At 66.0% G+C, this 26,116-nt stretch carries 24 protein-coding genes and 1 tRNA gene; 22 read left to right on the top strand and 3 right to left on the bottom strand.

The features are described from left to right. The first annotated feature begins 30 nt into the window (after positions 1-30). Both MKK62_RS01085 and MKK62_RS01080 read left to right on the top strand, forming a co-directional pair. Positions 31-507: a DUF4232 domain-containing protein gene (locus tag MKK62_RS01085; RefSeq protein WP_240262806.1), complete on the top strand. Its 477-nt coding sequence runs from the start codon at positions 31-33 to the stop codon at positions 505-507. Between the two features lie 63 nt (positions 508-570). After that, positions 571-3,207 carry an FAD/NAD(P)-binding protein gene (locus MKK62_RS01080; RefSeq protein ID WP_240262807.1) on the top strand — a complete coding sequence of 879 codons (2,637 nt, stop codon included), beginning with the start codon at positions 571-573 and terminating at the stop codon, positions 3,205-3,207. Here MKK62_RS01080 and MKK62_RS01075 read toward each other — a convergent pair. Further along, entirely contained in the window at positions 3,204-4,049 is an 846-nt protein-coding gene (locus tag MKK62_RS01075) for an FkbM family methyltransferase (RefSeq protein ID WP_240262808.1), read from the bottom strand. The genes MKK62_RS01080 and MKK62_RS01075 overlap by 4 nt on opposite strands. A gap of 44 nt (positions 4,050-4,093) precedes the next feature. Here MKK62_RS01075 and MKK62_RS01070 point away from each other — a divergent pair, with 44 nt between their 5' ends. Next, a complete protein-coding gene (locus MKK62_RS01070; RefSeq protein WP_240262809.1) occupies positions 4,094-4,441 on the top strand; it encodes a hypothetical protein in 348 nt (115 codons plus the stop codon). A 124-nt stretch (positions 4,442-4,565) separates the two neighbouring features. Further along, positions 4,566-4,910 carry a DUF732 domain-containing protein gene (locus MKK62_RS01065; RefSeq protein WP_240262810.1) on the top strand — a complete coding sequence of 115 codons (345 nt, stop codon included), beginning with the start codon at positions 4,566-4,568 and terminating at the stop codon, positions 4,908-4,910. Between the two features lie 6 nt (positions 4,911-4,916). Here MKK62_RS01065 and MKK62_RS01060 read toward each other — a convergent pair whose 3' ends face one another. Together MKK62_RS01060 and MKK62_RS01055 are read right to left on the bottom strand one after the other, a co-directional pair. Further along, a complete protein-coding gene (locus MKK62_RS01060) occupies positions 4,917-5,474 on the bottom strand; it encodes a hypothetical protein (RefSeq protein ID WP_240262811.1) in 558 nt (185 codons plus the stop codon). Between the two features lie 533 nt (positions 5,475-6,007). Beyond that, a tRNA-Arg gene (locus MKK62_RS01055) sits at positions 6,008-6,080 on the bottom strand. A 113-nt stretch (positions 6,081-6,193) separates the two neighbouring features. On the opposite strand from MKK62_RS01055, the gene argS reads away from it, so the two are divergent. The 18 genes from argS (at position 6,194) to atpA (ending at position 26,116) form a co-directional block, all read left to right on the top strand. Beyond that, on the top strand, positions 6,194-7,846 hold the full coding sequence (gene argS / locus MKK62_RS01050) for an arginine--tRNA ligase (protein WP_240262812.1): 1,653 nt from the start codon (positions 6,194-6,196) through the stop codon (positions 7,844-7,846). Beyond that, on the top strand, positions 7,843-9,261 hold the full coding sequence (gene lysA / locus MKK62_RS01045; RefSeq protein ID WP_240262813.1) for a diaminopimelate decarboxylase: 1,419 nt from the start codon (positions 7,843-7,845) through the stop codon (positions 9,259-9,261). Before argS ends, lysA begins: the two co-directional genes overlap by 4 nt. A 4-nt stretch (positions 9,262-9,265) precedes the next feature. Next, positions 9,266-10,591 carry a homoserine dehydrogenase gene (locus MKK62_RS01040; RefSeq protein ID WP_240262814.1) on the top strand — a complete coding sequence of 442 codons (1,326 nt, stop codon included), beginning with the start codon at positions 9,266-9,268 and terminating at the stop codon, positions 10,589-10,591. Then, complete coding sequence (gene thrC / locus MKK62_RS01035; RefSeq protein WP_240262815.1) at positions 10,588-11,670, top strand: threonine synthase; 1,083 nt, start codon at positions 10,588-10,590, stop codon at positions 11,668-11,670. The genes MKK62_RS01040 and thrC overlap by 4 nt, the downstream gene beginning before the upstream one ends. After that, complete coding sequence (thrB, locus tag MKK62_RS01030; RefSeq protein WP_240263886.1) at positions 11,655-12,605, top strand: homoserine kinase; 951 nt, start codon at positions 11,655-11,657, stop codon at positions 12,603-12,605. The genes thrC and thrB overlap by 16 nt, the downstream gene beginning before the upstream one ends. A 338-nt stretch (positions 12,606-12,943) precedes the next feature. Then, complete coding sequence (gene rho / locus MKK62_RS01025; RefSeq protein ID WP_434085064.1) at positions 12,944-14,734, top strand: transcription termination factor Rho; 1,791 nt, start codon at positions 12,944-12,946, stop codon at positions 14,732-14,734. 145 nt (positions 14,735-14,879) lie between these two features. Next, the gene (gene fadD1 / locus MKK62_RS01020) at positions 14,880-16,487 is read left to right on the top strand and encodes a fatty-acid--CoA ligase FadD1 (protein ID WP_240262817.1); all 1,608 of its coding nucleotides are present in this window, start codon (positions 14,880-14,882) and stop codon (positions 16,485-16,487) included. Positions 16,488-16,641: 154 nt separating this feature from the next. Continuing rightward, positions 16,642-16,884 (top strand): 50S ribosomal protein L31, encoded by a 243-nt coding sequence (rpmE, locus tag MKK62_RS01015; protein ID WP_240262818.1) that lies wholly within the window; start codon positions 16,642-16,644, stop codon positions 16,882-16,884. An 84-nt stretch (positions 16,885-16,968) separates the two neighbouring features. Then, positions 16,969-18,042 carry a peptide chain release factor 1 gene (gene prfA, locus MKK62_RS01010; protein ID WP_240262819.1) on the top strand — a complete coding sequence of 358 codons (1,074 nt, stop codon included), beginning with the start codon at positions 16,969-16,971 and terminating at the stop codon, positions 18,040-18,042. Then, positions 18,039-18,890, top strand: coding sequence for a peptide chain release factor N(5)-glutamine methyltransferase (gene prmC / locus MKK62_RS01005; RefSeq protein WP_240262820.1), 852 nt, complete (start codon positions 18,039-18,041; stop codon positions 18,888-18,890). Before prfA ends, prmC begins: the two co-directional genes overlap by 4 nt. After that, positions 18,887-19,540 carry an L-threonylcarbamoyladenylate synthase gene (locus MKK62_RS01000; protein WP_240262821.1) on the top strand — a complete coding sequence of 218 codons (654 nt, stop codon included), beginning with the start codon at positions 18,887-18,889 and terminating at the stop codon, positions 19,538-19,540. The genes prmC and MKK62_RS01000 overlap by 4 nt, the downstream gene beginning before the upstream one ends. A 51-nt stretch (positions 19,541-19,591) precedes the next feature. Further along, positions 19,592-20,782, top strand: coding sequence for a glycosyltransferase family 4 protein (locus MKK62_RS00995; protein ID WP_240262822.1), 1,191 nt, complete (start codon positions 19,592-19,594; stop codon positions 20,780-20,782). Positions 20,783-21,005: 223 nt separating this feature from the next. Beyond that, positions 21,006-21,455, top strand: coding sequence for an ATP synthase subunit I (locus tag MKK62_RS00990; protein ID WP_240262823.1), 450 nt, complete (start codon positions 21,006-21,008; stop codon positions 21,453-21,455). Then, positions 21,448-22,233, top strand: coding sequence for a F0F1 ATP synthase subunit A (gene atpB, locus MKK62_RS00985; protein ID WP_240262824.1), 786 nt, complete (start codon positions 21,448-21,450; stop codon positions 22,231-22,233). Before MKK62_RS00990 ends, atpB begins: the two co-directional genes overlap by 8 nt. Before the next feature lie 66 nt (positions 22,234-22,299). Beyond that, on the top strand, positions 22,300-22,545 hold the full coding sequence (locus tag MKK62_RS00980; protein ID WP_067329468.1) for a F0F1 ATP synthase subunit C: 246 nt from the start codon (positions 22,300-22,302) through the stop codon (positions 22,543-22,545). A gap of 12 nt (positions 22,546-22,557) precedes the next feature. Beyond that, positions 22,558-23,076: a F0F1 ATP synthase subunit B gene (locus MKK62_RS00975; RefSeq protein WP_240262825.1), complete on the top strand. Its 519-nt coding sequence runs from the start codon at positions 22,558-22,560 to the stop codon at positions 23,074-23,076. A gap of 7 nt (positions 23,077-23,083) precedes the next feature. Beyond that, complete coding sequence (locus MKK62_RS00970; protein ID WP_240262826.1) at positions 23,084-24,424, top strand: F0F1 ATP synthase subunit B/delta; 1,341 nt, start codon at positions 23,084-23,086, stop codon at positions 24,422-24,424. 39 nt (positions 24,425-24,463) lie between these two features. Beyond that, positions 24,464-26,116 (top strand): F0F1 ATP synthase subunit alpha, encoded by a 1,653-nt coding sequence (atpA, locus tag MKK62_RS00965; RefSeq protein ID WP_240262827.1) that lies wholly within the window; start codon positions 24,464-24,466, stop codon positions 26,114-26,116.

The raw sequence follows: 26,116 nt of genomic DNA, 5'->3' as shown, positions 1-26,116 counted from the left end.
GGGACAGTTGTTGCCGCACTTCTATTGATTGTGAATGCTTTTGGTGTCGCATCCGCCAACGCCGGAGGCCCACCCAACGACGGCGGGGGTGCTGGTGGCGGCGGTGGCGCTCCCGCCGCCGCGCCGGGCAGTTGCTCCCGTCTTTCGGTCACCAGTGGCCCGGTCGAACCGGCCAATACGCTGCGCCACGTCGTGGTGACCTTCACCAACACGTCGTCGGCACAGTGCACGCTCGTCGGGTATCCGGACGCGAATCTGGTCACCGCCGCCGGTGGGGTGCTCGTGCACGTCGATCGGCAGCCCGCGCCCGCATCGCACGTGCTGCACCTCAACCCCGGCGATAGTGCCACCGCGACCGTTCAGACGTCCGCGCTGGACGTCAACGGCTCGGGAAATCCGTGTCCACGTGAGGGGACGCTGGTCGTCACCGCGCCCGGCGATTCCGTCGCCCATACGCTGCCGGTCGCTTTGCCGATCTGCCACGCGACGATCAGCAACGTGGATTGACCGACAGCCAACAAGTTTCGCGCAAACTCGGCCACGCGGTGCTCTGACGGGTAGCCTTCGGCCATGCTGCGCGTCGCGATTGTCGGCGGGGGGGCCGCGGGAGTGCTCACCGCGGTGCATGTGCGCCGCACCAAGCCGGATGCCCAGATCACGGTGATCGATGCGTCGGGCCATCCCGGCACCGGCGCGGCCTACGGCACCAACGACCCGACGCATCTGCTGAACGTGCCGGCGGCGCGGATGTCGGCCTGGCCAGACGACCCCGATCACTTCACCCGTTGGCTCGACGAACGCGCCGTGACGCCGGCCGAAAGCTTCGCGCCGCGACTCGCATACCGGCGCTATCTGCAGGACCAACTCGTCGCCGCCGACGTGCGCATCGAGATCGCCGAGGTCGTCGACGTGATACCGGGTGCTCCGGTTCGGTTGCGGCTGAACGACGGTCGGGATCTGTACGCCGATTCGGTGGTGCTCGCATCGGGCCGTCCGCGCAACGGCATGCCCGACTCGCTGGAACGTGCATTCGCCCCAGTGCTGGCCGACGGGGCCGACGGCAGGATCGTGCTGGACCCGTGGGCGCCGGGCGCTTTGGACGCGCTGGGATCACGACGGCCCGACAGTGTCTTGGTGATCGGATCGGGCCTCACCGGAGTCGATGTTGCCCTGCACCTCACGGCACGCGGCGCCACCGTCACGCTGTTGTCGCGGCACGGTGCGCTGCCGCGCCGATTCCGCGCAACGGGCACCCCGACGGACTTGCCTCACCTCGACGCTTTGCCCGACGAGGTGTCCTTGGAACAGTTGCGAGAAGCCCTGGCCGCGGATCTCACGCACGCCCGAAAGGCGGGCGCGGACTGGCGGCAGGTGATCGACGCGATCCGGCCCCGAACCGCCCGGTTGTGGCGGTCGCTGGGGTGGGAGGACCAGCGCCGCTTCCTGCGCGAGGACCTGCGGCAGTGGGAGGTGCTGCGCCACCGGATGCCCCCAACCATCGCCGACGCGATTTACGACGCAATCGACAGCGGCCAACTCGTCGTCGAAGCCGGTGAGGTCGCCGATGTGTCGTTGCGCCGCAGAGGCGTCGAGTTGGTGGTGACCACCAGCGACGGGTCGGTGCGCCGCCGCGGCGACGCTGTCGTGGTCGCGGCCGGCGCGGCGTGGGACCGACGATCGCTGAACGGCTCACCGCTGTGGTCGAATCTGCTTGCGGCAGAGACCGCTTCGCTGCACCCGTGCGGCGTGGGGGTGCGGCTCACCCCCGAGGGCTACCTGATCGACGCTGCCGGAAACACGGTCCCCAATGTCGTCTGCATCGGCTCGATCCGGCAAGGCGAAGAGTGGGAGACCACCGCGATCCCCGAGATCCGTTCTCAGGCAGCGGCGATTGCGGCGTTGCTCGCCGACGACAGCCGTGAGCAGCCGGTACGGAGGGTGCCCAGCCTGGTCGTCACCAAGCCCGAGTTGACCGGCGCCGCGGCGTCCTATGCCGAGGGCGTGCGCCGCCTGCTCGCCGTCCAAGACGGTGCCTCCACCGCGTTCGCCGCCGCGGTCGCTGAAGACCCGAACCATGCCCGCGCACACATCGCGCTGGCCATGATCGCGACCGAACGGCCCGACCGCGCAGGCGGTCCCGACGCGGTCACCGGCCACCTCACCCGTGCCCGCGCCGCGCTGGCGCACGGCAGCGACGACGACCGAAGCCATGTCGAAGCCATCGCGACCTGGTGCGAAAAGGGCAACGAGGCGGGCACCGACGCGCTCATCGACCACCTCGACCGGATCCCCGACGACGCGGTCGCGCTGCTGGTGCTCGCGCCGTCGATTGCGTTCGCGGGGGCCGGCGACGCGCTTCCGGACGCCTGGGAATACGTCGAGAAATTCACCGGTGTGCACGGCGAGGCGCCCTGGTATCTCGGTTTGCGCGCCTACGGCCGCACGGAGCAAGGCCTGTGGTACGACGCGGCCGACTTGGCCGATGCCGCAATGGAGCTCGACCCAGGCAATGGCAATGCCGCCCATGCGCTCTCACACGTGCACTACGAAACAGACGCGCATGGGGCCGGCCTGAAATGGCTGACCGACTGGATACCCAGCGACGGCAGTACGCAGCGCTACCTGCCGCACTTCCAGTGGCACGCCGCACTGCACGAGCTGGCGATGGGCGACGCGGCCGCGGCGGCGCGGCGCTACCACTCGTCGCTGGCGCCCCCGCACTCCAACGGGGTGCGCTGCCTCGTCGACGCCGGCTCCCTGGCATGGCGGGCCCGGCTGCACCCGGACTGGGTGACGCCGCCGGACCCCATGAAAGTGCTCAACGAGGCGGGCTCGCTTGCCTATTCGCCGCAGACGGCGTTCATCGCGTTCCACGCGCTACTGGTGCTGGCCGCCGCGAACGACCCGGCGGCGATCCGCGCGATCAACGTGCCGGGCGCCACCGACGCGCAGCAGACTACGTTGCGGCTCATCGGAGAGGGCCTGATCGCGTTGACGGCGGGGGAGCCGCGCGCCGCCCTCGACTATCTCCTGGAATCGCTTGGCGGACTTCCCTCGATCGGTGGAAGCCGCGTGCAGCAAGAGGTAATCCTCGAAACGGCGCTGGCCGCGATGCTTCAGCTCGGCGCTCCCGGTCAGGCCGCGCGGCTGCTGTCCCGGCATCGGGCCTCGCCAGGACCGCAGGTCACCCGAGGCGCGGTGAACTAGTCGTCGAAGAGCGTCATCAATTGCTCGACGGCGTCGTCGGCGACCCGTCCGCGATACCGAAGCTCGATGAGGAGGTTGACCGTCAGGTCGACCGACCCGTAGATGTGAAAGGCGATCATCGCCAGGTGTGAAAGTTGTTCGCTGGTCAGGTGTTCGGTGTGCGCGAGGTCGCGGATGTAGACCACGTCGGCCTCGAGCAGCTGATTGCCGGGGATGTAGACGTTGTCCTCGAATACCGTCGGCGCGATCGCCCAGCGCTTCACAGCAGGCATCGAGTGGGGCATGAATCCTTGTGCCCGCAGCTCGCTGTCCACTTCAGCGAACGTGGGCTGCCCGTGATACAGCGGCACGAAGGACACTTCGGTGTGCACCGCGACCGCGTTGGCGAGCCGGTTGCGGCCGTTCTGGAAGATCATCAGTTCCGAGCCCTGCACGTCGATCTTCAACAGGTCGAAGTCGTCGATATCTAGGTCGTCGAGTCGATGCGTCTGGACGTCGTGCTCCTCGACGACCGTGGCCCAATCCGTGAATTCGTTGAACAGCCGGAGCTGGTTCTGGTCGGGGGTGAGCAGGCTGGTCATGCCCTGAGCCTTGGTGATCTTCAGTCGATGTTCGTGGCCGTCACCCACGGCTTCCGGACGGTACCGCTCCAGCGGGCCTTTGTGAGCCTCGAGAACCGTGAGTGCTTCCGTCTGCGGCTCGAACCCGGTCACCGTGCACAATCCGTAGTCGAGCATCTCTTTGTATGGAGGCGGACCGTCGATGGGATTGGCGCCGATATCGATGATGCTGGTCGGTCGGGAACAACGCACCAAGTCGCGGAGTAGCAACGCGGAGGTCATGTGCGGATAATGACACAGCCAGACCGCGACGACACCCTGACAGGATGCCGACCATGAAGCACGTGACGATGCTCGCGCTGATCGCTGCCGCTGCGCTGACCGCGCCGGTAGCCCACGCGGCTCCAGCCCCTCCGCCTGCCGACCCGCACAAGCCCGACCTGGGCGCTCACTATTGCCCGGGCGGAGGCACGGTCGACATGATGTCGCCGGTCGAGCCGTCGTGTGACGGCGTGCCCTACGACGACGGCTCCTACTGGCGGGCCATCAACCGGGGCGCCCCGGGCACGGCCGCTCTGGTGATCGTCCAGTGCGTCAAGCCGCCGCCACCGCCAGGGCTGTTCACTCCGCCACAGCAGGGCCCGGTACCGGCGCCGCCTGGAAGCTGCCAGTAAAGATAGGTATTTGCCCAGCAAAGTAGGGATTGGACCTGCGTCTGCCGTTCTTGATGGCCTCGTAGTGCTGGGGATGCACATACTTTTTCTCGACGTCCCCGGCACGACGAGAGGTCGAGATCAGATGCGTTCCCGCTGGCTCACGACACTGACCATCCACGCGCTTGTCTGGGCCGCAGTGATCACCAGCGCGGCGAGCGCGGCCGCTGATTCCCGCGACGACGGCTACCTGTCAGAGCTCAAAGGCTTGGGCCTTAGCTGGCCGCAAGGGCACGAAGCGCCGCTCGTGGAGCTGGCCGGCCTGATCTGTCAGGACCTCGGCTGGGGTTGGACGCCGGACCGGATCACCCAGGACATTCACGCCTCCATGAGCGGACAGATGGTGAGCTATGCGCAGGTCGCCGGCATGGTGAACCTGGCGCGCTCGACCTACTGCCCGACCATGCGGTGCTGGGCCGCTCACTGCTGAGGCTTTTTAGAAGGTCAGGCTGGCCACTGCGCCGACCAGCAATTCCTCGAGCGGGTAGATGGTCAGGTCGTTGCCGCCGATGAGGTCTGACAGAAGCGCCGCTCCATAGTCACCAGCGGAAAAAGCCGCCGATGCTGCGGTGAACTCGCTCGCTGCCAAGCCGACGAACGCCTGGGCGTCCGCCAGTCCCTCCGCATAGGTTGGCACTAGGTACAGTTCCGCGGGCGGCGTCACGGTTAAGGGCTCGCCACCCAGCGCTTCGGTCAGGCCGGCCAGCAGGTTCTCCGGCGCCACAACCCCGTCATCGTCGGCGGCGAGGAAAAGATTCAACAGCCCTTGAGCTTCTTCCATGCTGTCGTGGTTCGCCAGCCCGCTCGGTAAAAGCACGAGCGCTTCCTGAAATGCCGGCTGGGCGGCGGCGAAATCCGTTTCGAGTGTGCTGACGATCTCTGGGTAGAGATCGACGGGATCAGCGTTCGCGGCGGGTGCGGACATCGCAAGGCCGAGCGCAGCAGTAGCCGCGGCCACTACGAGCATCGCGGCTCGTGATCGCGTGTGTGTCATGAGACGCTCCGTCTGGGTAGGGATGCGCAATCGCCTGCCCAGTCAGTGCGGGCAGACCCAATCAGCCTGCGCCGCGCGACGGCCCCGTTCAATCAGGGTTTTCCCTACATTTTCGAGCCAGCCGGGTTCAGATCCCGGCGCAGATTCGGATGATCGGTATGGGTACGCAGACGCCGATGCCGACCGAAACGTGCGGAACGGGGCCGGACCAAGCCGGAGGCGGCGGTGGCGGGGGAGCCTCGGGTGGTGGCGGCAGAGCCGCGGGGGGCGACGGTGATTGCTGTGAGACGAGCTCGCACGTGTCGGATTGGGCTTGGTACACGGTGCCGTCGCCGCACTGAGCCGCTGTACTTACCGCCGGCACGAGGGAGGGCGCGCTGACGAGAAGCCCAAGGGCCGCCAGGACTGTCAATGCCCCGCGATCGAAAACGCCGCTCATTGACAGATTCTCCTGCGCCGCTGCCGCGTCGTCGAACGGAATCGACAAAAAACTTCGCGAGAAACCGGCTTGCTCACGGCTGGTCGAGAGTGGGTGCCCCCGGCAGGATTCGAACCTGCGGCCTTCTGCTCCGGAGGCAGACGCTCTATCCCCTGAGCTACGGGGGCGCATGCGAGAAATGCTGCGCCAAAGGGCCACGACAGACTAACGCATCACAGCAGCCGGCCGAGCACCGGAATGGATTCGAAGCCTGACCACCTCAGACCATAGGATGGCCTGCGTGAATCCCGCCGACCTTGCCGAGCTGCTGAAGGCCACCGCGACCGCGGTGTTGACCCAGCATGGGCTCGACACCGCCGCGTTGCCGCCGGTGGTCACCGTCGAGCGACCGCGCAACCCCGAGCACGGTGACTACGCCAGCAACCTTGCGCTCCAGCTGGGCAAGAAGGTCGGTGTCAACCCACGTGAACTGGCCGGATGGCTGGCCGAGGCGCTCGCCGCGGCTGACGGCATCGCCTCGGCCGAGATCGCCGGCCCGGGCTTCATCAACCTGCGGCTGGACGCGTCTGCGCAGGGGTTGATCGTCAACAACGTCATCGACGCCGGCCACACCTACGGCAATTCCGACGCCGAGGCGGGCCACAAGATCAATCTCGAGTTCGTCTCCGCCAACCCCACCGGGCCGATTCACATCGGCGGCACCCGCTGGGCCGCCGTCGGAGACGCGCTGGGCCGGCTGCTCACCACCCAAGGCGCCGCTGTGGTGCGCGAGTACTACTTCAACGACCACGGCGCGCAGATCGACCGGTTCGCCAACTCGCTGATCGCCTCGGCCAAAGGCGAACCCACGCCCGAGGACGGCTACGCCGGCGACTACATCGCCGACATCGCCGCACAGATCGTTTCGCAGGTTCCGGACGCGCTGAGCCAACCCGACGCCGAACGGCACGAGACCTTCCGGCGCATCGGTGTTGACTTGATGTTCAACCACATCAAGAAGTCGCTGCACGAATTCGGCACCGACTTCGACGTCTTCACCCACGAAGAATCGATGCACACCAGTGGACGCGTCGAGCAGGCCATCGCGCGGCTGCGCGAGAACGGCAACATCTACGAGAAGGACGGCGCAACCTGGTTGCGCACCAGCGCTTTCGGCGACGACAAAGACCGCGTCGTGATCAAGAGCGACGGCAAGCACGCCTACATCGCCGGCGACCTCGCGTACTACCTGGACAAGCGGGGCCGCGGATTCGACCTGTGCATCTACATGCTCGGCGCCGACCACCACGGCTATATCAAGCGACTGAAGGCTGCCGCCGAAGCATTCGGCGACAATCCGGGCACCGTCGAAGTGCTGATCGGGCAGATGGTCAACCTCGTCCGCGACGGACAACCGGTGAAGATGAGTAAGCGGGCCGGCACTGTGATCACCCTCGACGACCTGGTCGAGGCGATCGGCGTCGACGCCGCGCGCTACAGCCTGATCCGCTCATCGGTCGACACCCCGATCGACATCGATCTCGCGTTGTGGTCTTCGGCATCGAACGAAAACCCGGTCTACTACGTCCAATACGCGCACGCCCGGCTTTCGGCGCTGGCCCGTAACGCCGCCGAACTCGGACTGATCCCCGATACCGGCCACCTCGAGTTGCTCACCCATGAGAAGGAAGGTGCGCTGATCCGCAGCCTCGGCGAGTTCCCGCGGGTGCTGAAAACGGCTGCGTCGCTGCGTGAACCGCATCGGGTCTGCCGATACCTCGAAGATCTGGCCGGTGACTACCACCGTTTCTACGACGCCTGCCGGGTCTTGCCGCAGGGCGACGAGGAAGCGGGCGAACTGAACACGGCACGCCTGGCGCTATGCCAGGCGACCCGCCAGGTGATCGCCAACGGATTGTCCATCCTCGGCGTCAGCGCCCCGGAGCGAATGTGAACGCACACCCAGCCGGGCCACGCCACGCCGAGGAGGTCCACCACGGCAGCGTCCCGCCTCGTCCGCGCGCGGGACACGAGCTGCTGGAGCTGGCGCCGAATGTCTGGCCGCGCAATGCCGTTCGCGATAGCGATGGTGCCGTCAGCATCGCTGGCGTGTCGATGCAGTCGTTGGCGCAGGAATACGGCACGCCACTTTTCGTGATCGATGAAGAAGACTTCCGGTCGCGCTGCCGCGAAATCGCTGCCGCCTTCGGTGGTGGATCAAACGTGCACTACGCCGCAAAGGCTTTCCTGTCCAGCGAGATTGCGCGCTGGATCGACGAGGAAGGACTGTCGCTCGACGTCTGCAGCGGCGGTGAACTGGCGGTCGCGCTGCACGCCAACTTCCCGCCAGAACGGATCGCATTGCACGGCAACAACAAATCGGTGACCGAACTGACCGCCGCGGTCAAGACGGGGATCGCCCATGTCGTGGTCGACTCGATGATCGAGATCGAGCGGCTTGACGAGATCGCCGGCGAGGCGGGCGTCGTGCAAGATGTGCTGGTCAGGGTCACGGTCGGCGTCGAGGCGCACACCCACGAATTCATCTCCACCGCCCACGAAGACCAGAAGTTCGGGCTCTCGCTGGCCAACGGCGCTGCCATGGACGCGATCCGGCGGGTTTTTGCCACCGACAACCTGCGACTGGTCGGCCTGCACAGCCACATCGGCTCACAGATCTTCGACGTAGGCGGCTTCGAGATCGCCGCGCACCGGGTGATCGGCCTACTGCGCGACGTGGTCGCCGAATTCGGCGTCGATAAGACTGCGCAGATTTCGACTGTCGATCTTGGTGGTGGGCTTGGCATTTCGTATCTACCCAACGACGACCCGCCGCCGGTGGGGGAGCTTGCCGACAAGCTCAGCGACATCGTGCGCATCGAGTCCGCGGCGGTCGGTCTGCCGGTACCGCGACTGGTCGTCGAGCCTGGGCGGGCGATCGCCGGACCGGGAACGGTCACCCTCTACGAGGTCGGCACCGTCAAAGACGTCGGCGTCAGCGCTACGGCGCACCGCCGCTATGTCAGCGTGGACGGCGGGATGAGCGACAACATCCGCACCTCGCTGTATGGAGCCGACTACGACGTGCGACTGGTTTCCCGCAGCACCGAGGCGGAGCCAACGCTGGCGCGGGTGGTCGGAAAACATTGCGAGAGTGGCGACATCGTGGTCCGAGACACCTGGGTGCCGGACGACATCGCGCCGGGCGACCTGGTCGCGGTCGCCGCGACGGGCGCCTACTGCTACTCGCTGTCGAGTCGCTACAACTTGATCGGCCGGCCCGCCGTGGTGGCCGTGCGTGACGGAGCGTCCCGTCTGATCCTGCGCAGGGAGACGGTCGACGATCTGCTGAGTTTGGAAGTGAGGTGATCACATGAGCGAACCTGAAAAGCCGGTCGGTGTAGCGGTATTGGGACTTGGCAATGTGGGCAGTGAGGTCGTTCGCATCATCGAGGAAAGCGCCGACGACCTTGCCGCCCGCGTCGGTGCGCCGCTGGTGCTGCGCGGCATCGGCGTCCGCCGGTTGTCCGGCGATCGCGGTGTGCCGGCCGATCTGCTCACCGACGACATCGACTCGCTGGTCGTCCGCGACGACGTCGACATCGTCGTCGAGGTGATGGGTCCGGTCGAGCCGTCCCGCAAGGCGATTCTGTCTGCCCTAGAACACGGCAAGTCTGTGGTGACAGCCAATAAGGCGCTGCTGTCGGTCTCCACCGGCGAGTTGGCGCAAGCCGCCGAAAACGCCCGCGTCGACCTGTATTTCGAGGCCGCGGTGGCTGGCGCCATTCCGGTGATCCGTCCGCTGACGCAGTCGCTGGCTGGTGACACCGTGCAGCGGGTGGCCGGGATCGTCAACGGCACCACCAACTACATCCTGTCCGAAATGGACAGCACCGGCGCCGACTACGAGAAGGCGCTGGCCGATGCGAGTGCGCTGGGCTACGCCGAAGCCGACCCGACCGCCGACGTCGAGGGCTACGACGCCGCCGCGAAAGCCGCGATCCTGGCGTCCATCGCGTTCCACACCCGGGTGACCGCCGACGACGTCTACCGCGAGGGCATCACCAAGATCAGCCCGGAAGACTTCGCCTCCGCTCGAGCGTTGGGCTGCACGATCAAGCTGCTGTCCATCTGTGAGCGGGTCGCCGGAGACGATGGACAACAACGCGTTTCAGCCCGCGTGTATCCAGCGCTGGTGCCACTGGAGCACCCACTGGCGACCGTCAACGGGGCGTTCAACGCGGTCGTGGTCGAGGCCGAGGCGGCCGGCCGGCTGATGTTCTACGGCCAGGGGGCCGGCGGAGCGCCGACCGCGTCCGCCGTCACCGGCGACTTGGTGATGGCCGCCCGCAACCGGGTGTTGGGCAGCCGCGCGCCCAAGGAGTCGAAGTACGCGCAGTTGTCGGTTGCCCCGATGGGAGTGATCTCTACCCGCTACTACGTCAGCATGGATGTGGCCGACAAGCCGGGTGTATTGGCCACGGTCGCAGCCGAATTCGCCAAGCGCGAGGTCAGCATCGCCGAGGTGCGCCAGGAGGGCGTGGTCGGCGAGGGTGGGCGGCGCGTCGGCGCCCGCGTCGTCGTGGTCACCCACACCGCGACCGACGCCGCGTTGTCCGAGACCGTCGACGCGCTGGCCGAACTGGATGTCGTGCAGGGTGTGGCCAGCGTCCTGCGGCTGGAAGGAACCAACGAATGAGCGCCTCCAAGGCGGCCGTGCATCGGCAGTGGCCGGGCCTGATCGAGGCCTACCGCGACCGGCTGCCCGTCGGGGACAACTGGACCCCGGTCACCCTGCTGGAAGGTGGCACACCGCTGATCTCGGCGCCGCGGCTGTCCGAGCAGATCGGCTGCACGGTTCACCTCAAGGTCGAAGGCCTCAACCCCACTGGCTCGTTCAAAGACCGTGGCATGACGATGGCGGTCACCGATGCGGTAGCCCGCGGCCAGCAGGCGGTGTTGTGCGCGTCGACGGGCAACACGTCGGCGTCGGCGGCGGCATATGCCGCCCGGGCCGGCATTACCTGCGCGGTGCTGATCCCGCAGGGCAAAATCGCGATGGGCAAGCTCGCGCAGGCTGTCATGCACGGCGCCAAGATCATTCAGGTCGACGGTAACTTCGACGACTGCCTGGAGGTGGCCCGCAAGATCGTCGCGGACTTCCCGACCATCGCGCTGGTCAACTCGGTCAACCCGGTTCGCATCGAAGGCCAGAAGACGGCGGCGTTCGAGATCGTCGACGTGCTGGGCTACGCGCCGGACATCCACGCTCTGCCGGTCGGCAACGCGGGCAACATCACCGCGTACTGGAAGGGCTACACCGAGTACCACGCGGACGGTGTGACTGACAAACGTCCCCGGATGCTGGGCACCCAGGCGGCAGGTGCCGCCCCGCTGGTCTCCGGCGAGCCCGTGAAGAACCCGGAAACCATCGCGACGGCGATCCGGATCGGGTCGCCTGCGTCGTGGGGGCCGGCCGTCGCGGCGCAAGAGGAGTCCAACGGCCGATTTCTGGCGGCCACCGACGACGAGATCCTTGCGGCGTACCACCTGGTCGCGGCCAGCGAAGGCGTCTTCGTCGAGCCGGCTTCGGCGGCCAGCATCGCCGGTCTGCTCAAATCCGTCGAGGACGGCTGGGTCGAGCGCGGCTCGACCGTGGTCTGCACGGTGACCGGCAACGGCCTCAAAGATCCCGACACCGCGCTGCGCGACATGCCGACCGTGGAGCCGGTTCCGGTCGACCCGGTCGCGGTCGTCGCCAAATTGGGGCTGGCCTAGTGCTAGCTTCCGGGCTGGTGGGCACGTCGGTTGTCCCTGCCTCCAGCGCGAACCTTGGTCCGGGCTTCGACAGCCTCGGGTTGGCGTTGAGCTTGTATGACGAAATCATCGTCGAGACAACCGATTCCGGCCTGGTCGTCGAGGTCGAAGGCGAGGGTGCCGGGGAACTGGTGCTCGACGCCGGCCATCTAGTCGTCCGCGCCGTGCAACACGGATTGCAGGCCGCCGGTGTCGCTGCGTCCGGGCTGAAAGTGCGCTGCCGCAACGCGATTCCACATTCCCGCGGCCTCGGCTCGTCGGCGGCGGCCGTGGTTGGCGGTCTGGCGGCGGTCAACGGCCTTCTCACCCAGGCGGGCCTGACGCCGTTGAGTCAGCCTCAGCTGATTCAACTGGCCTCCGAGTTCGAAGGGCACCCCGACAACGCGGCCGCGGCGGTGCTGGGCGGTGCGACCGTGTCGTGGACCGACGCCGCCACGGGTCCACCCGTCTATTCGGCCGCCCGGTTGCGGCTGCACCCCGATATCCGACTGTTCCCGGCCATTCCCACCCAGCGATCCTCGACCGTCGAGGCCCGGGTGTTGTTACCCACGCAGGTCAGCCACGACGACGCGCGCTTCAATGTCAGCCGCGCGGCGCTGCTGGTGGTGGCGCTCACCGAGCGGCCCGACCTGTTGATGGCGGCCACCGAGGATGTACTTCACCAGCCGCAGCGTGCGCCGGCAATGCCGGCATCGGCGGAATACCTGCATCGGCTGCGTCGTTGTGGTTTGGCGGCTGTGCTCTCCGGCGCCGGACCGGCGGTTATCGCGCTGAGCACGGCGTCCCAACTGCCCGCCGAAGTGCTCGACTTTGCCGCCGCAAACGGATTTGCGATCCGCGAAATGACGGCCGGTGACGGCGTACGCTGGAGTTCTGGGGTAGCAGTCCCCAGCTAGCGTCGCCAGACTCCTAGAAGGGGCTCCTTGCTTCCGGCATCGAAGAAGGTTATCCTCGGAGCCGTCCAGCTATCGCAGTCACCTGCAGCATGCGCTGACATTGCGCGAACACTAGGACGAACACCAAATTCTTCTCGTGGACGATGGTTCGCCATTTCAAACGCCAATCCCGGCAATCACCGTTGCAGAGTCGATCTTTGGCAGCCTTCGGCGAATTGGCTGAATGCAACGAACCCCTGGCTTGACTTGATCAGCGAGGGAGAGAAAGGAAATCCGTGACCGATACGGACCTCGTTACGGCTGGCGACAGCACCGAAAATGGCGCACTGCCCCATCCCGTGACCCTCGATACTTCCAGCGACAACGGCGCCCAATCGAGCGCGTCGGACGGTTCGCTGGCCACCATGGTGCTTCCCGAACTGCGCGCGTTGGCCAATCGGTCCGGCGTCAAGGGCACCTCGGGCATGCGCAAAAGTGAACTGATCGCCGCGATCCGGGAAAGCCGCCAAGCCGGCAAGTCCAACGGCGCGTCAACCAACGGCGGCGCCGAGAACCACGCCCCCGAGGCGGCCAACCACACTGAGCCGGCCGCGGACAACCACGCGACCCGCACCGAGTCCGGCGACAAACCGCCCGCGGACGACAACCAGGCGGGGGAGCGGGACGGCCGCGCCGACAAGAACGACAAGACCGAAAAGAACGACAAAAAGCAGCACAACGGCAACGACAAGGCCGCCCGCGAGCAGCAGGATCAGAAATCCGAAGACCGCGACTCCGACAACGATTCGGACAAGGTTGGCGATCAGGGCTCCGGCGGACAACAGAACCGCGGCAACCAGAACCAGAACCAGAACCAGCAGGACGACGACGGTGACGGACGCGGCGGTCGCCGCGGACGCCGGTTCCGTGAGCGTCGGCGCCGCGGCGAGCGCTCCGGTGAAGGCGGCGGCGGTGGCGACACCGAACTCCGCGAAGACGACGTCGTCCAACCCGTCGCCGGCATCCTCGACGTGCTCGACAACTACGCGTTCGTCCGCACCTCCGGCTATCTGGCCGGTCCGCACGACGTCTACGTCTCGATGAACATGGTGCGAAAGAACGGTTTACGCCGCGGCGACGCGGTGACCGGCGCGGTGCGCGTGCCCCGGGATGGGGAAGGCGGCGACAAGAATCCGCGACAGAAATTCAACCCGCTGGTGCGCCTGGACACGGTCAATGGCGGGCCCGTCGAAAACGCCAAGAACCGTCCCGACTTCACCAAGCTGACGCCGTTGTACCCCAACCAGCGTCTGCGTTTGGAGACCACCGGCGACCGGCTGACCACCAGGGTCATCGACCTGATCATGCCGATCGGCAAGGGGCAGCGTGCACTGATCGTCTCGCCGCCTAAGGCCGGTAAGACGACGATCCTGCAGGACATCGCCAACGCGATCACCAGGAACAACCCCGAATGCCACCTCATGGTCGTGCTCGTCGACGAGCGTCCTGAAGAGGTCACGGACATGACTCGTTCGGTCAAGGGCGAGGTCATCGCCTCGACGTTCGACCGGCCACCGTCAGACCACACCTCGGTCGCCGAGTTGGCCATCGAGCGGGCCAAGCGGCTCGTGGAGCAGGGCAAAGACGTTGTCGTGCTGCTCGACTCGATCACCCGGCTGGGGCGCGCGTACAACAATGCGTCGCCGGCGTCGGGCCGCATCCTGTCCGGTGGTGTCGACTCGACCGCGCTGTACCCGCCGAAGCGCTTCCTCGGCGCCGCCCGCAACATCGAAGAGGGCGGATCGCTGACGATCATCGCCACCGCGATGGTCGAGACCGGATCCACCGGTGACACAGTCATTTTCGAGGAATTCAAGGGTACGGGTAACGCGGAGCTCAAGCTCGACCGCAAGATCTCCGAGCGTCGGGTGTTCCCCGCGGTCGACGTGAATCCCTCGGGTACCCGCAAGGACGAACTGCTGCTCTCGCCGGACGAGTTCGCGATCGTGCACAAGTTGCGTCGCGTGCTGTCTGGCCTGGATTCCCACCAGGCTATCGACCTGCTGATGTCGCAGCTGCGTAAGACCAAGAACAACTACGAGTTCCTGGTCCAGGTGTCGAAGACGACGCCGGGTATGGACAACGACTAACACCGGCTGACGCTGCGGGCTTTCGCGGCCCGCAAGCCGATTAGCACACCACGGCCGACCGCCGACAATGACGGTCTCGCATCGCTACTGTTGCCGCGACGGTAACGTGCGCCCTGTCGAGGATCGACGTCGAAAGTGGTGAGCCGTGGCCGACACTATTCAGCAGCTGCTTCGCGAGCGAAGCAACGACTCCACGCCCGCAGTCAAGTACGAAGACCGCGTGTGGACCTGGCGTGAACATCTCGCCGACGCCTCGGCAACCGCCGCCGCGCTGATCGGCATCGCCGATTCGCAGCGTCCGCTGCATGTGGGGGCGCTGCTCGGCAACACACCGGAGATGCTCACCGCGATGGCGGCGGCGGCGCTCGGCGGCTTCGTGCTGTGCGGCATCAACGACACCCGGCGGGGTGCGGCTTTGGCCAAAGACATCGTGCGCGCCGACTGCCAGATTTTGCTCACCGATCCCGCCCATCGCGAGCTGCTCGACGGCCTGGATCTGCCGGGCGTGCGTGTCATCGACGTCAGCACCGACGAATGGTCGAAGCTCGTGGCGTCCGCCGGACCGCTGGTGCCCTACCGCGAGGTGGAACCCACCGACACGCTGATGATGATCTTCACCTCGGGAACCAGCGGCGAGCCAAAGGCTGTTCAGATCACCCACTTGACGGTAATCTTCGCCGGCGCCAACCTGATTGGCCGATTCGACGTCGACTCGACAGGCGTCTGCTACCTGTCGATGCCGCTGTTCCACTCCAACGCTCTGCTTGCCGGCTGGAGCGTCGCCGTCGGCTCCGGTTCCGCGATGGTGCCCGCCACCTTCTCGGCGTCGCGGCTGCTGTCCGACCTGCGTCGCTACGGCGCCACCTACATGAACTACGTCGGCAAGCCGTTGGCTTACGTGCTCGCCACGCCCGAGCAGCCCGACGACGCGGACAACCCGCTGCGGGTCGCATTCGGCAACGAGGCCAGCGACCGCGACATCGCGGAATTCAGCCGGCGCTTCGACTGCACGGTGTGGGACGGCTTCGGCTCCAGCGAAGGCGCCATCATCATCACCCGCGAAGACGGCTGTCCGGCGGGTTCGCTGGGGCAAGGCTTTCCGGGCGTCAGCATCTACAACCCCGAAACCTTGGCCGAGTGCGCGGTGGCGCAATTCGACGCCGACGGCGCACTGGCCAACCCCGACGACGCGATCGGCGAATTGGTCAACACCACCGGCGCGGGGTTGTTCGCCGGCTACTACAACGACCAAGCCGCCACCGACGCCCGGCTGCGCAATGGGATGTTCTGGTCCGGCGACCTGGCCTACCGCGACGCCGACGGCTGGATCTACTTCGCCGGGCGCAGCGGCGACTGGCTGCGGGTGGACGGCGAGAACATGACCACCGCGCCCATCGAACGGATCCTGCAGAGGCTGCCGGCGATCAGCCAGGTCGCGGTCTACGCGGTACCCGACCAGCAGGTCGGCGACCAAGTAATGGCCGCCCTGGTCCTGGTCGACGGCGCAACGCTGGCGCCGGGAGAGTTCGCCGAGTTTCTGGCTTCCCAGCCGGACCTGTCGCCGAAAGCCTGGCCCCGGCACGTCTGGATCACCGACACGCTGCCCACCACCGCCACCAACAAGGTGCTCAAACGACAGCTCACCGCGCTTGGCAGCGCCCCGCCCGGGGGCTTGCTGTGGACTCGGCCCGGCCGCGAGACCAGCTACACGGTCATCGACCGCTCCGTTAAAGCCCAGGTCAGCGCCGGTTAGTTCGGTTGTCGGCGGGGGAATGTCCGGGCCTGCTCGCGCGTTTAGTCCCGTAGCGGCTGAACTGGCATAATGGTCAGCCGACGTTCGGGTTCCGGTTCACGTCAGATCTTCAGCGGGTCTGGCGACCCGGCGGCCCATTAATGAAAAGGACACCATGAAGGCTGATATCCACCCCGCGTACGGCGAGACCACCGTGGTCTGCGGTTGCGGCAATACTTTCCAGACGCGTAGCACCAAGGAGAGCGGCCACATCGTGGTCGAGGTCTGCTCGCAGTGCCACCCGTTCTACACCGGTAAGCAGAAGATTTTGGACAGCGGCGGCCGTGTTGCCCGCTTCGAGAAGCGGTACGGCAAGCGCAAGGCAGGCGCCGACCAGGAAGCTTCGGCCGACAAGTAGCTCGATCGACGCCCGGACTGTCGCGACTATCGCGCAGGCCGGGCGTCGCTTTATGTGTGGAAGAGCTTTAGCAAGGAGGTGAGCATGACCCAAGGCGGACAAGCGATTGATGCGCTGGTTGCCGAACATGCCGACCTCGAGAAGAAGCTGTCGGACCCCGAACTGCACAGCGATGCGGCCAACGCCCGCAAGGTCGGTCGGCGGTTCGCGCAGCTGGCCCCGATCGTGACGACTTACCGCCAACTCACCTCGGCGCGCGACGATCTCGAGACCGCGCGCGAACTCGCGCTCGATGATGCATCGTTCGCCGACGAGGTCACCGAACTCGAAAAGCGGGTCGACGAGTTGGAGACCAAGCTCAGTGACATGCTCGCGCCACGCGACCCGCACGACGCCGACGATGTGGTGCTCGAGGTCAAATCCGGTGAAGGCGGCGAAGAATCGGCACTATTCGCCGCGGACCTGGCCCGGATGTACATCCGCTACGCCGAACGGCACGGCTGGACCGTGACGGTGCTGGACGAGACCCACTCCGACCTAGGCGGTTACAAGGACGCGACGCTCACGATCGCGAGCAAGGGCGATTCGATGGATGGCGTCTGGTCGAAGCTGAAATTCGAGGGCGGCGTACACCGCGTGCAGCGCGTGCCGGTCACCGAATCTCAAGGACGCGTGCACACGTCGGCCGCCGGGGTGCTGGTGTACCCCGAGCCCGAAGAGGTGGGCGAAGTGCAGATCGACGACTCGGATCTGCGGATCGACGTCTACCGGTCGTCCGGTAAGGGCGGCCAGGGCGTCAACACGACCGACTCGGCGGTGCGAATTACCCACCTGCCCACCGGGATTGTGGTGACCTGCCAAAACGAGCGGTCGCAGCTGCAGAACAAGGCCCGCGCCATGTTGGTGCTCGCGGCCCGCCTGCAGGCACTGGCCGAGGAGCAGGCGCAGGCCGACGCGTCGGCCGACCGGGCGAGTCAGATCCGCACCGTGGACCGTAGCGAGCGGATCCGCACCTACAACTTCCCGGAGAACCGGATCGCCGATCACCGCATCAATTTCAAGGCGCACAATCTCGACCAGGTGCTGGACGGCGACCTGGACGCTCTGTTCGACGCCCTCGGGGCGGCCGACAAGCAAGCGCGGCTGCAGCAGGCATGATTACCCGGCTGCGTGGCGCGATCGACTCGGCGACAGCGTTGCTCACGCAAGCCGGCATCGACTCCGCCCGCTACGACGCCGAGGAGCTGGCGGCGCATCTGGCCGGCACTCAGCGTGGCCGGCTGTCGATGCTCGCCCCGCCCGATGACGCATTCTTCGACCGCTACCGCGCGACCATCGCCGAACGGTCCCGGCGAATTCCGCTGCAGCACCTCACCGGAACGGCCGCCTTCGGCCCCGTGACATTGGCGGTCGGGCCCGGTGTGTTCATTCCCCGACCGGAAACCGAGGCGATGCTGGAATGGGCCATGGCGCAACGTATTCCGAAGCCGTCGACGATCGTAGACCTGTGCACGGGTTCGGGCGCGCTGGCGCTCGGGCTGGCGCGACATTGGCCCGCGGCGCGGGTGGTCGGCGTCGACGACTCCGAGGTCGCCCTCGAGTATGCGCGGAAAAACGCCGTGGGTACCACGGTCGAATTGCTGCACGCCGATGTCACCGGATCGGGCGTGCTGAGCGACCTCGACGGTCAGGTCGACCTGCTGGTCTCCAACCCGCCCTACGTTCCGGAGGGTGCCGACCTCGAACCCGAAGTGCTCGACCATGATCCGGCACATGCCGTGTTCGGCGGCCCGGACGGAATGGCGGTGATCACAGCCATCGTCGCGCTGGCCGCACGGCTGCTTCGCCCCGGCGGTCTTTTCGCCGTCGAACATGACGACACCACGTCGTCGTCCACCGTCGAATTGCTGCGCGCGACAGCACGTTACGAAGACATCGTCGCACGCAAGGATCTGACCGGACGGCCGCGGTTCGTCACGGCGCGCCGAAGCGGTGGCAGCTCATGAGCCAGACATTCGACTGCACCGACCACGAACAGCGTTCGCGTGCAATCATTTCCGCGGCAGCCGCGGTGAAGAACGGTGGCTTGGTCGTTCTGCCTACTGACACGGTATACGGGTTGGGCGCCGATGCGTTCAATAGCACGGCGGTGGCCGCACTGCTGGCCGCCAAAGGACGCGGTCGCGACATGCCGGTGCCAGTGCTGGTCGGTTCCTGGTACACCATCGACGGCCTGGCGATGACGGTGACGACCTCCATGCGCAACCTCGTCCGCGCTTTCTGGCCCGGCGCACTGAGCCTGGTGGTCCGTCAAGCGCCCTCGGTGCAATGGGACCTGGGTGACGCCCGCGGCACCGTCATGCTGCGGATGCCCCTGCACCCGGTCGCGATCGAACTGCTGCGCGAGGTCGGGCCGATGGCCGTCTCCAGCGCGAATATCTCCGGACGTCCGCCCGCGGTCGACGTCGGGCAAGCGCGCCAGCAGCTAGGCGACCTCGTCGACGTCTATCTCGATGGCGGGCCCGCGGCCGAGCAGTCCGCCTCGACCATCCTGGATCTGACCAGTCCTGAACCCCGCATCCTGCGAGCGGGTCCGGTCAGCGCCGAACGCATCGCCGAAGTACTCGGCGTCGACGCCGAAAGCCTTGCCGGCTGACCGGTCGGGTAGCTCATTTCGATCTCAGGGCCGTGCACTACGGTTTTTCGGATGGTCAGCGGTGCCGACAACCTCGCCGGCGGTTTGCTCGCTCTGGCTGATCGCGGCGCCGGCGTCCCGTTGCGCGAACTCGCACTCGTCGGACTGACCGCCGCGATCATCACCTACTTCGCCACTGGGCCCGTGCGCAAGCTGGCAACCCGGTTCGGCGCCGTCGCCTATCCACGCGAACGCGACGTCCACGTCACGCCGACACCGCGAATGGGCGGGCTGGCGATGTACATCGGCGTGGTCGCGGCGGTGTTCCTGGCATCGCAGCTTCCCGCGCTCACCCGCGGGTTCGTCTACTCGACCGGGATGCCCGCGGTGGTGCTGGCGGGCGGGCTGATCATGGGTATCGGCTTGATCGACGACCGGTGGGGTCTGGACGCACTCACCAAATTCGCCGGCCAGATCACCGCGGCCAGCGTGCTGGTGACGATGGGCGTCGCATGGAGCGTCCTCTATATCCCGCTGGGCGGGGTGGGCACGATCGTGCTCGACCAGGTGTCCTCGATCCTGCTGACACTGGCGCTGACCGTGTCGATCGTCAACGCGATGAACTTCGTCGACGGACTCGACGGGCTGGCCGCCGGGCTCGGGCTCATCACCGCGTTGGCGATCTGCATGTTTTCGGTCGGGCTGCTTCGCGACCACGGTGGAGACGTGCTCTTTTACCCGCCCGCGGTGATCTCGGTGGTGCTGGCCGGTGCCTGCCTCGGTTTCCTGCCGCACAACTTCCATCCAGCCAAGATCTTCATGGGCGACTCCGGCTCGATGCTGATCGGCCTGATGCTGGCCGCGGCGTCGACAACGGCCGCGGGGCCTATTTCGCAGAACGCCTACGGGGCCCGCGATGTGTTTGCTCTGCTCTCGCCGTTCCTGTTGGTCGTCGCGGTGATGTTCGTGCCCATGCTCGACTTGTTGCTGGCCATCGTGCGCCGCACCCGGGCCGGGCGAAGCGCGTTCAGCCCCGACAAGATGCACTTGCACCACCGACTGCTGCAGATCGGCCATTCCCATCGACGGGTCGTGCTGATCATTTATCTATGGGTCGGCATCGTCGCGTTCGGCACGGCAAGCACCATTTTCTTCAACCCCCGGGACACCGCCGCGGTCATGCTAGGCGCGATCGCGATCGCGGTATTCGCGACGTTGATTCCCCTGCTCCGACGTCGTGACGATGTCTACGACGAGGAGTAGTAGAGTGCTTGCCGATGTGGTACGGTGCAGGTAGAACCCGAATTAACCTCGCGGGTTGCCGGCCATCGGCAGTCGGAGCCAGCTCTGATCCTGTCGACCAACGACCGACAATGGGGAGTAGTCCCTTGGGTGATGCGAGTGCGGCAAAAGCGCTCCGATACGCTCAACGGGCCACGTAATGAGCAACACACAACTCCCCCCGAACGAGGACTGAGGTGCTGCAGTGACTACACCAGCGCAGGACGCGCCGTTGGTGTTCCCCTCCGTCGCGTTCCGGCCCCTTCGCCTGTTGGCCATCGCGGTCGTGCTGACGGCCGTCGCGGTCGCCATCGCGGCGTCGCTGGGCAGTCCGATGGTCGGTGTTTTCTTCGGCGTGGGGCTGTTGCTGGGTTTGCTCAACGCGCTCGGCGTACAGCGCTCGGTAGCGGCTATCACCGCTGAGGAGCACCCGCTGAAGAAGAAAATGGCGGCGAACTCGGCGACGCGACTGCTGATGATCACCACGATCGGATTGGCGATCGCGTTCGTGTTCCGGCCCGCCGGCCTTGGCGTGGTATTTGGTCTGGCGCTCTTCCAGGTGCTATTGGTGCTCACGACTGCGTTGCCGGTATGGAAGAAGCTGCGTAGCGGGGCGGCCGACGGTAGTGAAGGGATTGGATACAGCAATGACTGAGATGCTGCTGGCTGAGGGCGCCATCGAGGTCGGCCATCACGAGACGGCCGAGCTTTTTGGCCTCACGATCAACCTCGACACCGTGGCCTCTGCGGGGCTCGCCGCCATCATCGTCATCGCGCTGGCGTTCTTCCTGCGTGCCAAGGTCACCTCGAGCGGGGTGCCCGGCGGCGTGCAGTTGTTCTTCGAGGCGATCACCATCCAGATGCGCAACCAGATCGAGAGCGCGATCGGCATGCGCATCGCGCCGTTTGTATTGCCGCTGGCCGTAACGCTTTTCGTCTACATCCTGATCTCGAACTGGCTGTCGGTGTTGCCGGTGCAGTACACCAGTGGGGAGGGCGGTTCACCCAAGGAGCTGTTCGCCCCACCGGCCTCGGACATCAACTACGTCCTGGCGCTCGCGCTGTTCGTGTTCATCTGCTACCACCTCGCAGGTATCTGGCGCGCCGGCCCGGTGGGGTACCCCGCCAAGGTGCTCAAGGGACACGTCTGGGACTCGCTGCCCAAGGTGGTCGGGGTGATCTTCATGCCGATCAACGTGGTCGAGGAGCTCGCCAAGCCGATCTCGTTGTCGCTCCGACTCTTTGGCAACATCTTCGCCGGCGGCATCCTGGTCGCGCTGATCGCGCTGTTCCCGCCGTACGTGCTGTGGGCGCCGAATGCGATCTGGAAGGCTTTCGACCTGTTCGTCGGCGCAATCCAGGCGTTCATCTTCGCGCTGCTGACGATCTTGTACTTCAGCCAGTCGATGGAGCTGGAGGAAGACCACCACTAAGACGTTCTGGCTCGACGACCACCACACACTTGGTAGACCGCTACCAAATATCAAGGAGGATAAGCAATGAACCCCACAATCGCTGCCGGCGCTCTCATCGGCGGTGGACTGATCATGGCCGGTGGCGCCATCGGCGCCGGTATCGGTGACGGTGTCGCCGGTAACGCCCTGATTGCCGGCATCGCCCGCCAGCCCGAGGCGCAGGGACGGCTGTTCGTGCCGTTCTTCATCACGGTCGGTCTGGTTGAGGCCGCCTACTTCATCAACCTGGCCTTCATGGCGCTGTTCGTCTTCGCCACCCCGGTCAAGTAAAAAACAGTCGAGATGGGTGACATGAGCGCTAGCGCTGTGGTTTTGGCGGATGCCAGCCAGGCTGAGGGCAACTTCCTCATCCCTAACGGCACCTTCTTCGTCGTGCTGATCATCTTCTTGATCGTGCTCGGCGTGATCGGCACCTTCGTGGTTCCGCCGATTGCGAAGGTGCTCAAAGAGCGCGAAAACATGGTCACCAAAACGGCTGCAGACAACAAGAAATCGGCCGAGCAATTCGCCGCTGCGCAAGAGGACTACGAGAAGGCGCTATCCGCCGCTCGACTCAACGCATCGGCGGCTCGCGACGAAGCTCGGGCAGAGGGCCGCAAGGTCGTCGATCAGAAGCGCGGGGAGGCCGAGGAGCAGGTTTCCTCGACGCTGCAAGACGCTGCCGAGCAACTGAAGCGGGAGGGTGACGCCGTGGCTGCGGATCTTCGCACACGCGTGGAAAGCATTTCCACCACGCTGGCGAGCCGCATCCTCGGCGTCGAGATCAGCACCTCGGTCTCGGCCACAGGTTCGGAGCGGTAAGCACGAAATGTCAACATTCATCGGGCAGCTCTTCGGGTTTGCCGTCATCATCCTGCTGGTCTGGCGCTATGTCGTCCCGCCGGTGAAAAAGATGATGGCAGATCAGCAAAACACTGTGCGCCAGCAGTTGGCGGACTCCTCGGCCGCCGCCGACCGGTTGGCCGAGGCCAGCCGTGCTCACGCCAAGGCCAAAGAAGACGCCAACGCCGAGGCGCAGCGGATGGTCGAAGAGGCTCAAGACGACGCGAAACGCATTGGCGAGCAGCTTCGCGCGCAAGCCGACAGCGACGCCGAGCGGATCAAGCAGCAGGGCGCCAAGCAGGTCGAGCTGATGCGTGCGCAGTTGATCCGCCAGCTGCGTCAGGACATCGGCGCCGAGTCAGTGCATCGGGCAAGTGAATTGGTGCGCGGATACGTCGCCGACCCGGCCCAGCAGGCGGCGACCGTGGACCGTTTCCTCGACGACCTCGACGAGATGGCGTCCTCAACGGCTGACATCCAGTCTCCGGTCGCCAGCAAGATGCGCTCGGCCAGCCGCCTCGCGCTGACCAGCTTGCTGGACAAGTTCGATGAACTTGCCGACGGGCTCGACGACGACGGGTTGTCAACTCTCGCCGATGATCTGACATCGATCGCGGTACTGCTGAACCGGGAGACCGTTGTCACCCGCTATCTCACGCAGCCCAGCGAGGATGCCACGCCGCGCGTCCGGCTGATCGAACGCCTGGTGTCGGACAAGGTGAGCCAACCGGCGCTGGATGTGACCAAAACGGCGGTCTCGCAACGGTGGTCGGCCGAGGGCGATCTCGTCGACGCCATCGAGATGGCCGGACGGCAAGCACTGCTGATCCGTGCGGACAAGGCCGGCCAGCTCGACGAGGTGGAAGAGCAGCTGTTCCGGTTCTCGCGCATCCTCGACACCCAGCCACGCCTGGCGATCTTGCTGGGTGACTACGAGACACCGGCGGATGCCCGGGTTCAGTTGCTGCGCAACGTCCTTGGCACCGCGGGCGCCGGAGTCAACGAGATCACGACCGACCTGCTGGCCAAGACAGTCCAGTTGCTCCGGGGACGGCCGGCCGAAGAGGCCGTGCAAGAACTGGCCAAGGTCGCGGTGGCCCGACGTGGCGAAATCGTCGCGCAGGTGAGCGCAGCCGCCGAGCTCAGCGACGCACAGCACACCCGCCTCACCGAGGTGCTCAGCCGGATCTACGGCCACCCAGTCACAGCGCAGATCTCCACCGACCCAGAGCTGCTCGGCGGGCTCGCAATTTCCGTTGGCGACGAGATCATCGACGGCACGCTGTCGTCGCGTCTCGCCGCGGCCCAGACCCAGTTGCCCGACTGACCCAGTAACACCATCGACAAGCAGGAAGAACGAAAAGCCATGGCAGAGTTGACTATCTCGGCTGACGACATTCAGGGTGCGATCGAGGAATACGTAAGCTCCTTCACCTCCGACACCACCAAAGAAGAGGTGGGCACCGTCGTGGACGCCGGTGACGGCATCGCGCACGTCGAGGGCCTGCCGTCGGTGATGACCCAGGAGCTCCTCGAGTTCCCAGGCGGCGTTCTCGGGGTGGCGCTCAACCTCGACGAGCACAGCGTCGGCGCGGTGATCTTGGGTGACTTCGAGAAGCTCGAAGAAGGCCAGCAGGTCAAGCGGACCGGAGAGGTTCTCTCGGTTCCGGTCGGCGACGAATTCCTGGGTCGCGTGATCAACCCCCTCGGCGAGCCGATCGACGGCCAGGGCGACATCAAGGCGGAAACCCGCCGCGCCTTGGAGATCCAGGCCCCGTCGGTGGTGCAGCGCCAGAGCGTTTCCGAGCCGCTGCAGACCGGCATCAAGGCCATCGACGCCATGACGCCGATCGGGCGCGGCCAGCGTCAGTTGATCATCGGCGACCGCAAGACTGGCAAGACCGCGGTGTGCGTCGACACCATCCTGAACCAGCGGCAAAACTGGGAGACCGGCGACGAGAAGAAGCAGGTTCGCTGCGTTTACGTCGCCATCGGCCAGAAGGGCACCACGATCGCTTCGGTGCGGCGCGCGCTCGACGAGGGCGGTGCGATGGAGTACACCACGATCGTCGCGGCGCCGGCATCCGACGCGGCCGGGTTCAAATGGCTTGCGCCCTACACCGGTTCGGCGATCGCTCAGCACTGGATGTACAACGGCAAGCACGTGCTGATCGTCTTCGACGACCTGAGCAAGCAGGCCGAGGCCTACCGTGCGATTTCGCTGCTGCTACGTCGCCCACCGGGTCGTGAGGCCTACCCCGGTGACGTGTTTTACCTGCACTCGCGGCTGCTGGAGCGCTGCGCCAAATTGTCCGACGAGCTCGGCGGCGGATCGATGACCGGGTTGCCGGTGATCGAGACCAAGGCCAACGACATTTCGGCCTACATCCCGACCAACGTCATCTCGATCACCGACGGCCAGGTCTTCCTGGAGTCCGACTTGTTCAACCAGGGTGTGCGACCGGCGATCAACGTGGGTGTGTCGGTGTCGCGTGTCGGTGGTGCGGCACAGATCAAGGCCATGAAAGAGGTGGCCGGCTCGCTGCGACTGGACCTGTCGCAGTTCCGCGAGCTGGAGTCGTTTGCCGCCTTCGCCTCGGACCTGGACGCCACCTCGAAGGCGCAGCTGGATCGCGGTGAACGGCTGGTCGAGCTGCTCAAGCAGCCGCAGTACCACCCGGCGCCGGTCGAGGAGCAGGTGGTGTCGATCTACCTCGGCACCGGTGGCCACCTCGACTCGGTTCCCACCGAGGACGTGCACCGCTTCGAGGGCGAGTTCCTCGACCACCTCCGCGGCGGCAAAGACGGCATCCTGTCCGACATCAAGGAGTCGCAGAAGCTCAGCGAAGAGACCGAGAAGAAGCTGGAAGACGCGATCAAGGACTTCAAGAAGGGCTTCGCGGCGACCGGCGGCGGCTCGGTGGTGCCGGACGAGCACGTCGAGCCGCTCGACGAAGAGCAGGTGGAGAAAGAAGCGGTGCAGGTTCACAAGCCTGCGCCGCCGGAGCAGAAGAAGTAA

The sequence above is a fragment of the Mycobacterium paraterrae genome (assembly GCF_022430545.2).
Lineage (GTDB): Bacteria > Actinomycetota > Actinomycetes > Mycobacteriales > Mycobacteriaceae > Mycobacterium > Mycobacterium paraterrae.
Note: the sequence above shows the minus strand (reverse complement) of the source record. Positions and strands in the feature narration are given on the sequence as shown.

Bases quoted from the DNA above. Each gene is read 5' to 3' on its own strand.
- MKK62_RS01080 (WP_240262807.1), top strand. From the start codon at position 571: ATGCTGCGCGTCGCGATTGTCGGCGGGGGGGCCGCGGGAGTGCTCACC.
- MKK62_RS01075 (WP_240262808.1), bottom strand. From the start codon at position 4,049: ATGACCTCCGCGTTGCTACTCCGCGACTTGGTGCGTTGTTCCCGACCG.
- MKK62_RS01070 (WP_240262809.1), top strand. From the start codon at position 4,094: ATGCCGACCATGAAGCACGTGACGATGCTCGCGCTGATCGCTGCCGCT.
- MKK62_RS01065 (WP_240262810.1), top strand. From the start codon at position 4,566: ATGCGTTCCCGCTGGCTCACGACACTGACCATCCACGCGCTTGTCTGG.
- MKK62_RS01060 (WP_240262811.1), bottom strand. From the start codon at position 5,474: ATGACACACACGCGATCACGAGCCGCGATGCTCGTAGTGGCCGCGGCT.
- MKK62_RS01040 (WP_240262814.1), top strand. From the start codon at position 9,266: ATGAGCGAACCTGAAAAGCCGGTCGGTGTAGCGGTATTGGGACTTGGC.
- thrC (WP_240262815.1), top strand. From the start codon at position 10,588: ATGAGCGCCTCCAAGGCGGCCGTGCATCGGCAGTGGCCGGGCCTGATC.
- rpmE (WP_240262818.1), top strand. From the start codon at position 16,642: ATGAAGGCTGATATCCACCCCGCGTACGGCGAGACCACCGTGGTCTGC.
- prfA (WP_240262819.1), top strand. From the start codon at position 16,969: ATGACCCAAGGCGGACAAGCGATTGATGCGCTGGTTGCCGAACATGCC.
- prmC (WP_240262820.1), top strand. From the start codon at position 18,039: ATGATTACCCGGCTGCGTGGCGCGATCGACTCGGCGACAGCGTTGCTC.
- MKK62_RS01000 (WP_240262821.1), top strand. From the start codon at position 18,887: ATGAGCCAGACATTCGACTGCACCGACCACGAACAGCGTTCGCGTGCA.
- MKK62_RS00995 (WP_240262822.1), top strand. From the start codon at position 19,592: ATGGTCAGCGGTGCCGACAACCTCGCCGGCGGTTTGCTCGCTCTGGCT.
- atpB (WP_240262824.1), top strand. From the start codon at position 21,448: ATGACTGAGATGCTGCTGGCTGAGGGCGCCATCGAGGTCGGCCATCAC.
- MKK62_RS00980 (WP_067329468.1), top strand. From the start codon at position 22,300: ATGAACCCCACAATCGCTGCCGGCGCTCTCATCGGCGGTGGACTGATC.
- MKK62_RS00975 (WP_240262825.1), top strand. From the start codon at position 22,558: ATGGGTGACATGAGCGCTAGCGCTGTGGTTTTGGCGGATGCCAGCCAG.
- MKK62_RS00970 (WP_240262826.1), top strand. From the start codon at position 23,084: ATGTCAACATTCATCGGGCAGCTCTTCGGGTTTGCCGTCATCATCCTG.
- atpA (WP_240262827.1), top strand. From the start codon at position 24,464: ATGGCAGAGTTGACTATCTCGGCTGACGACATTCAGGGTGCGATCGAG.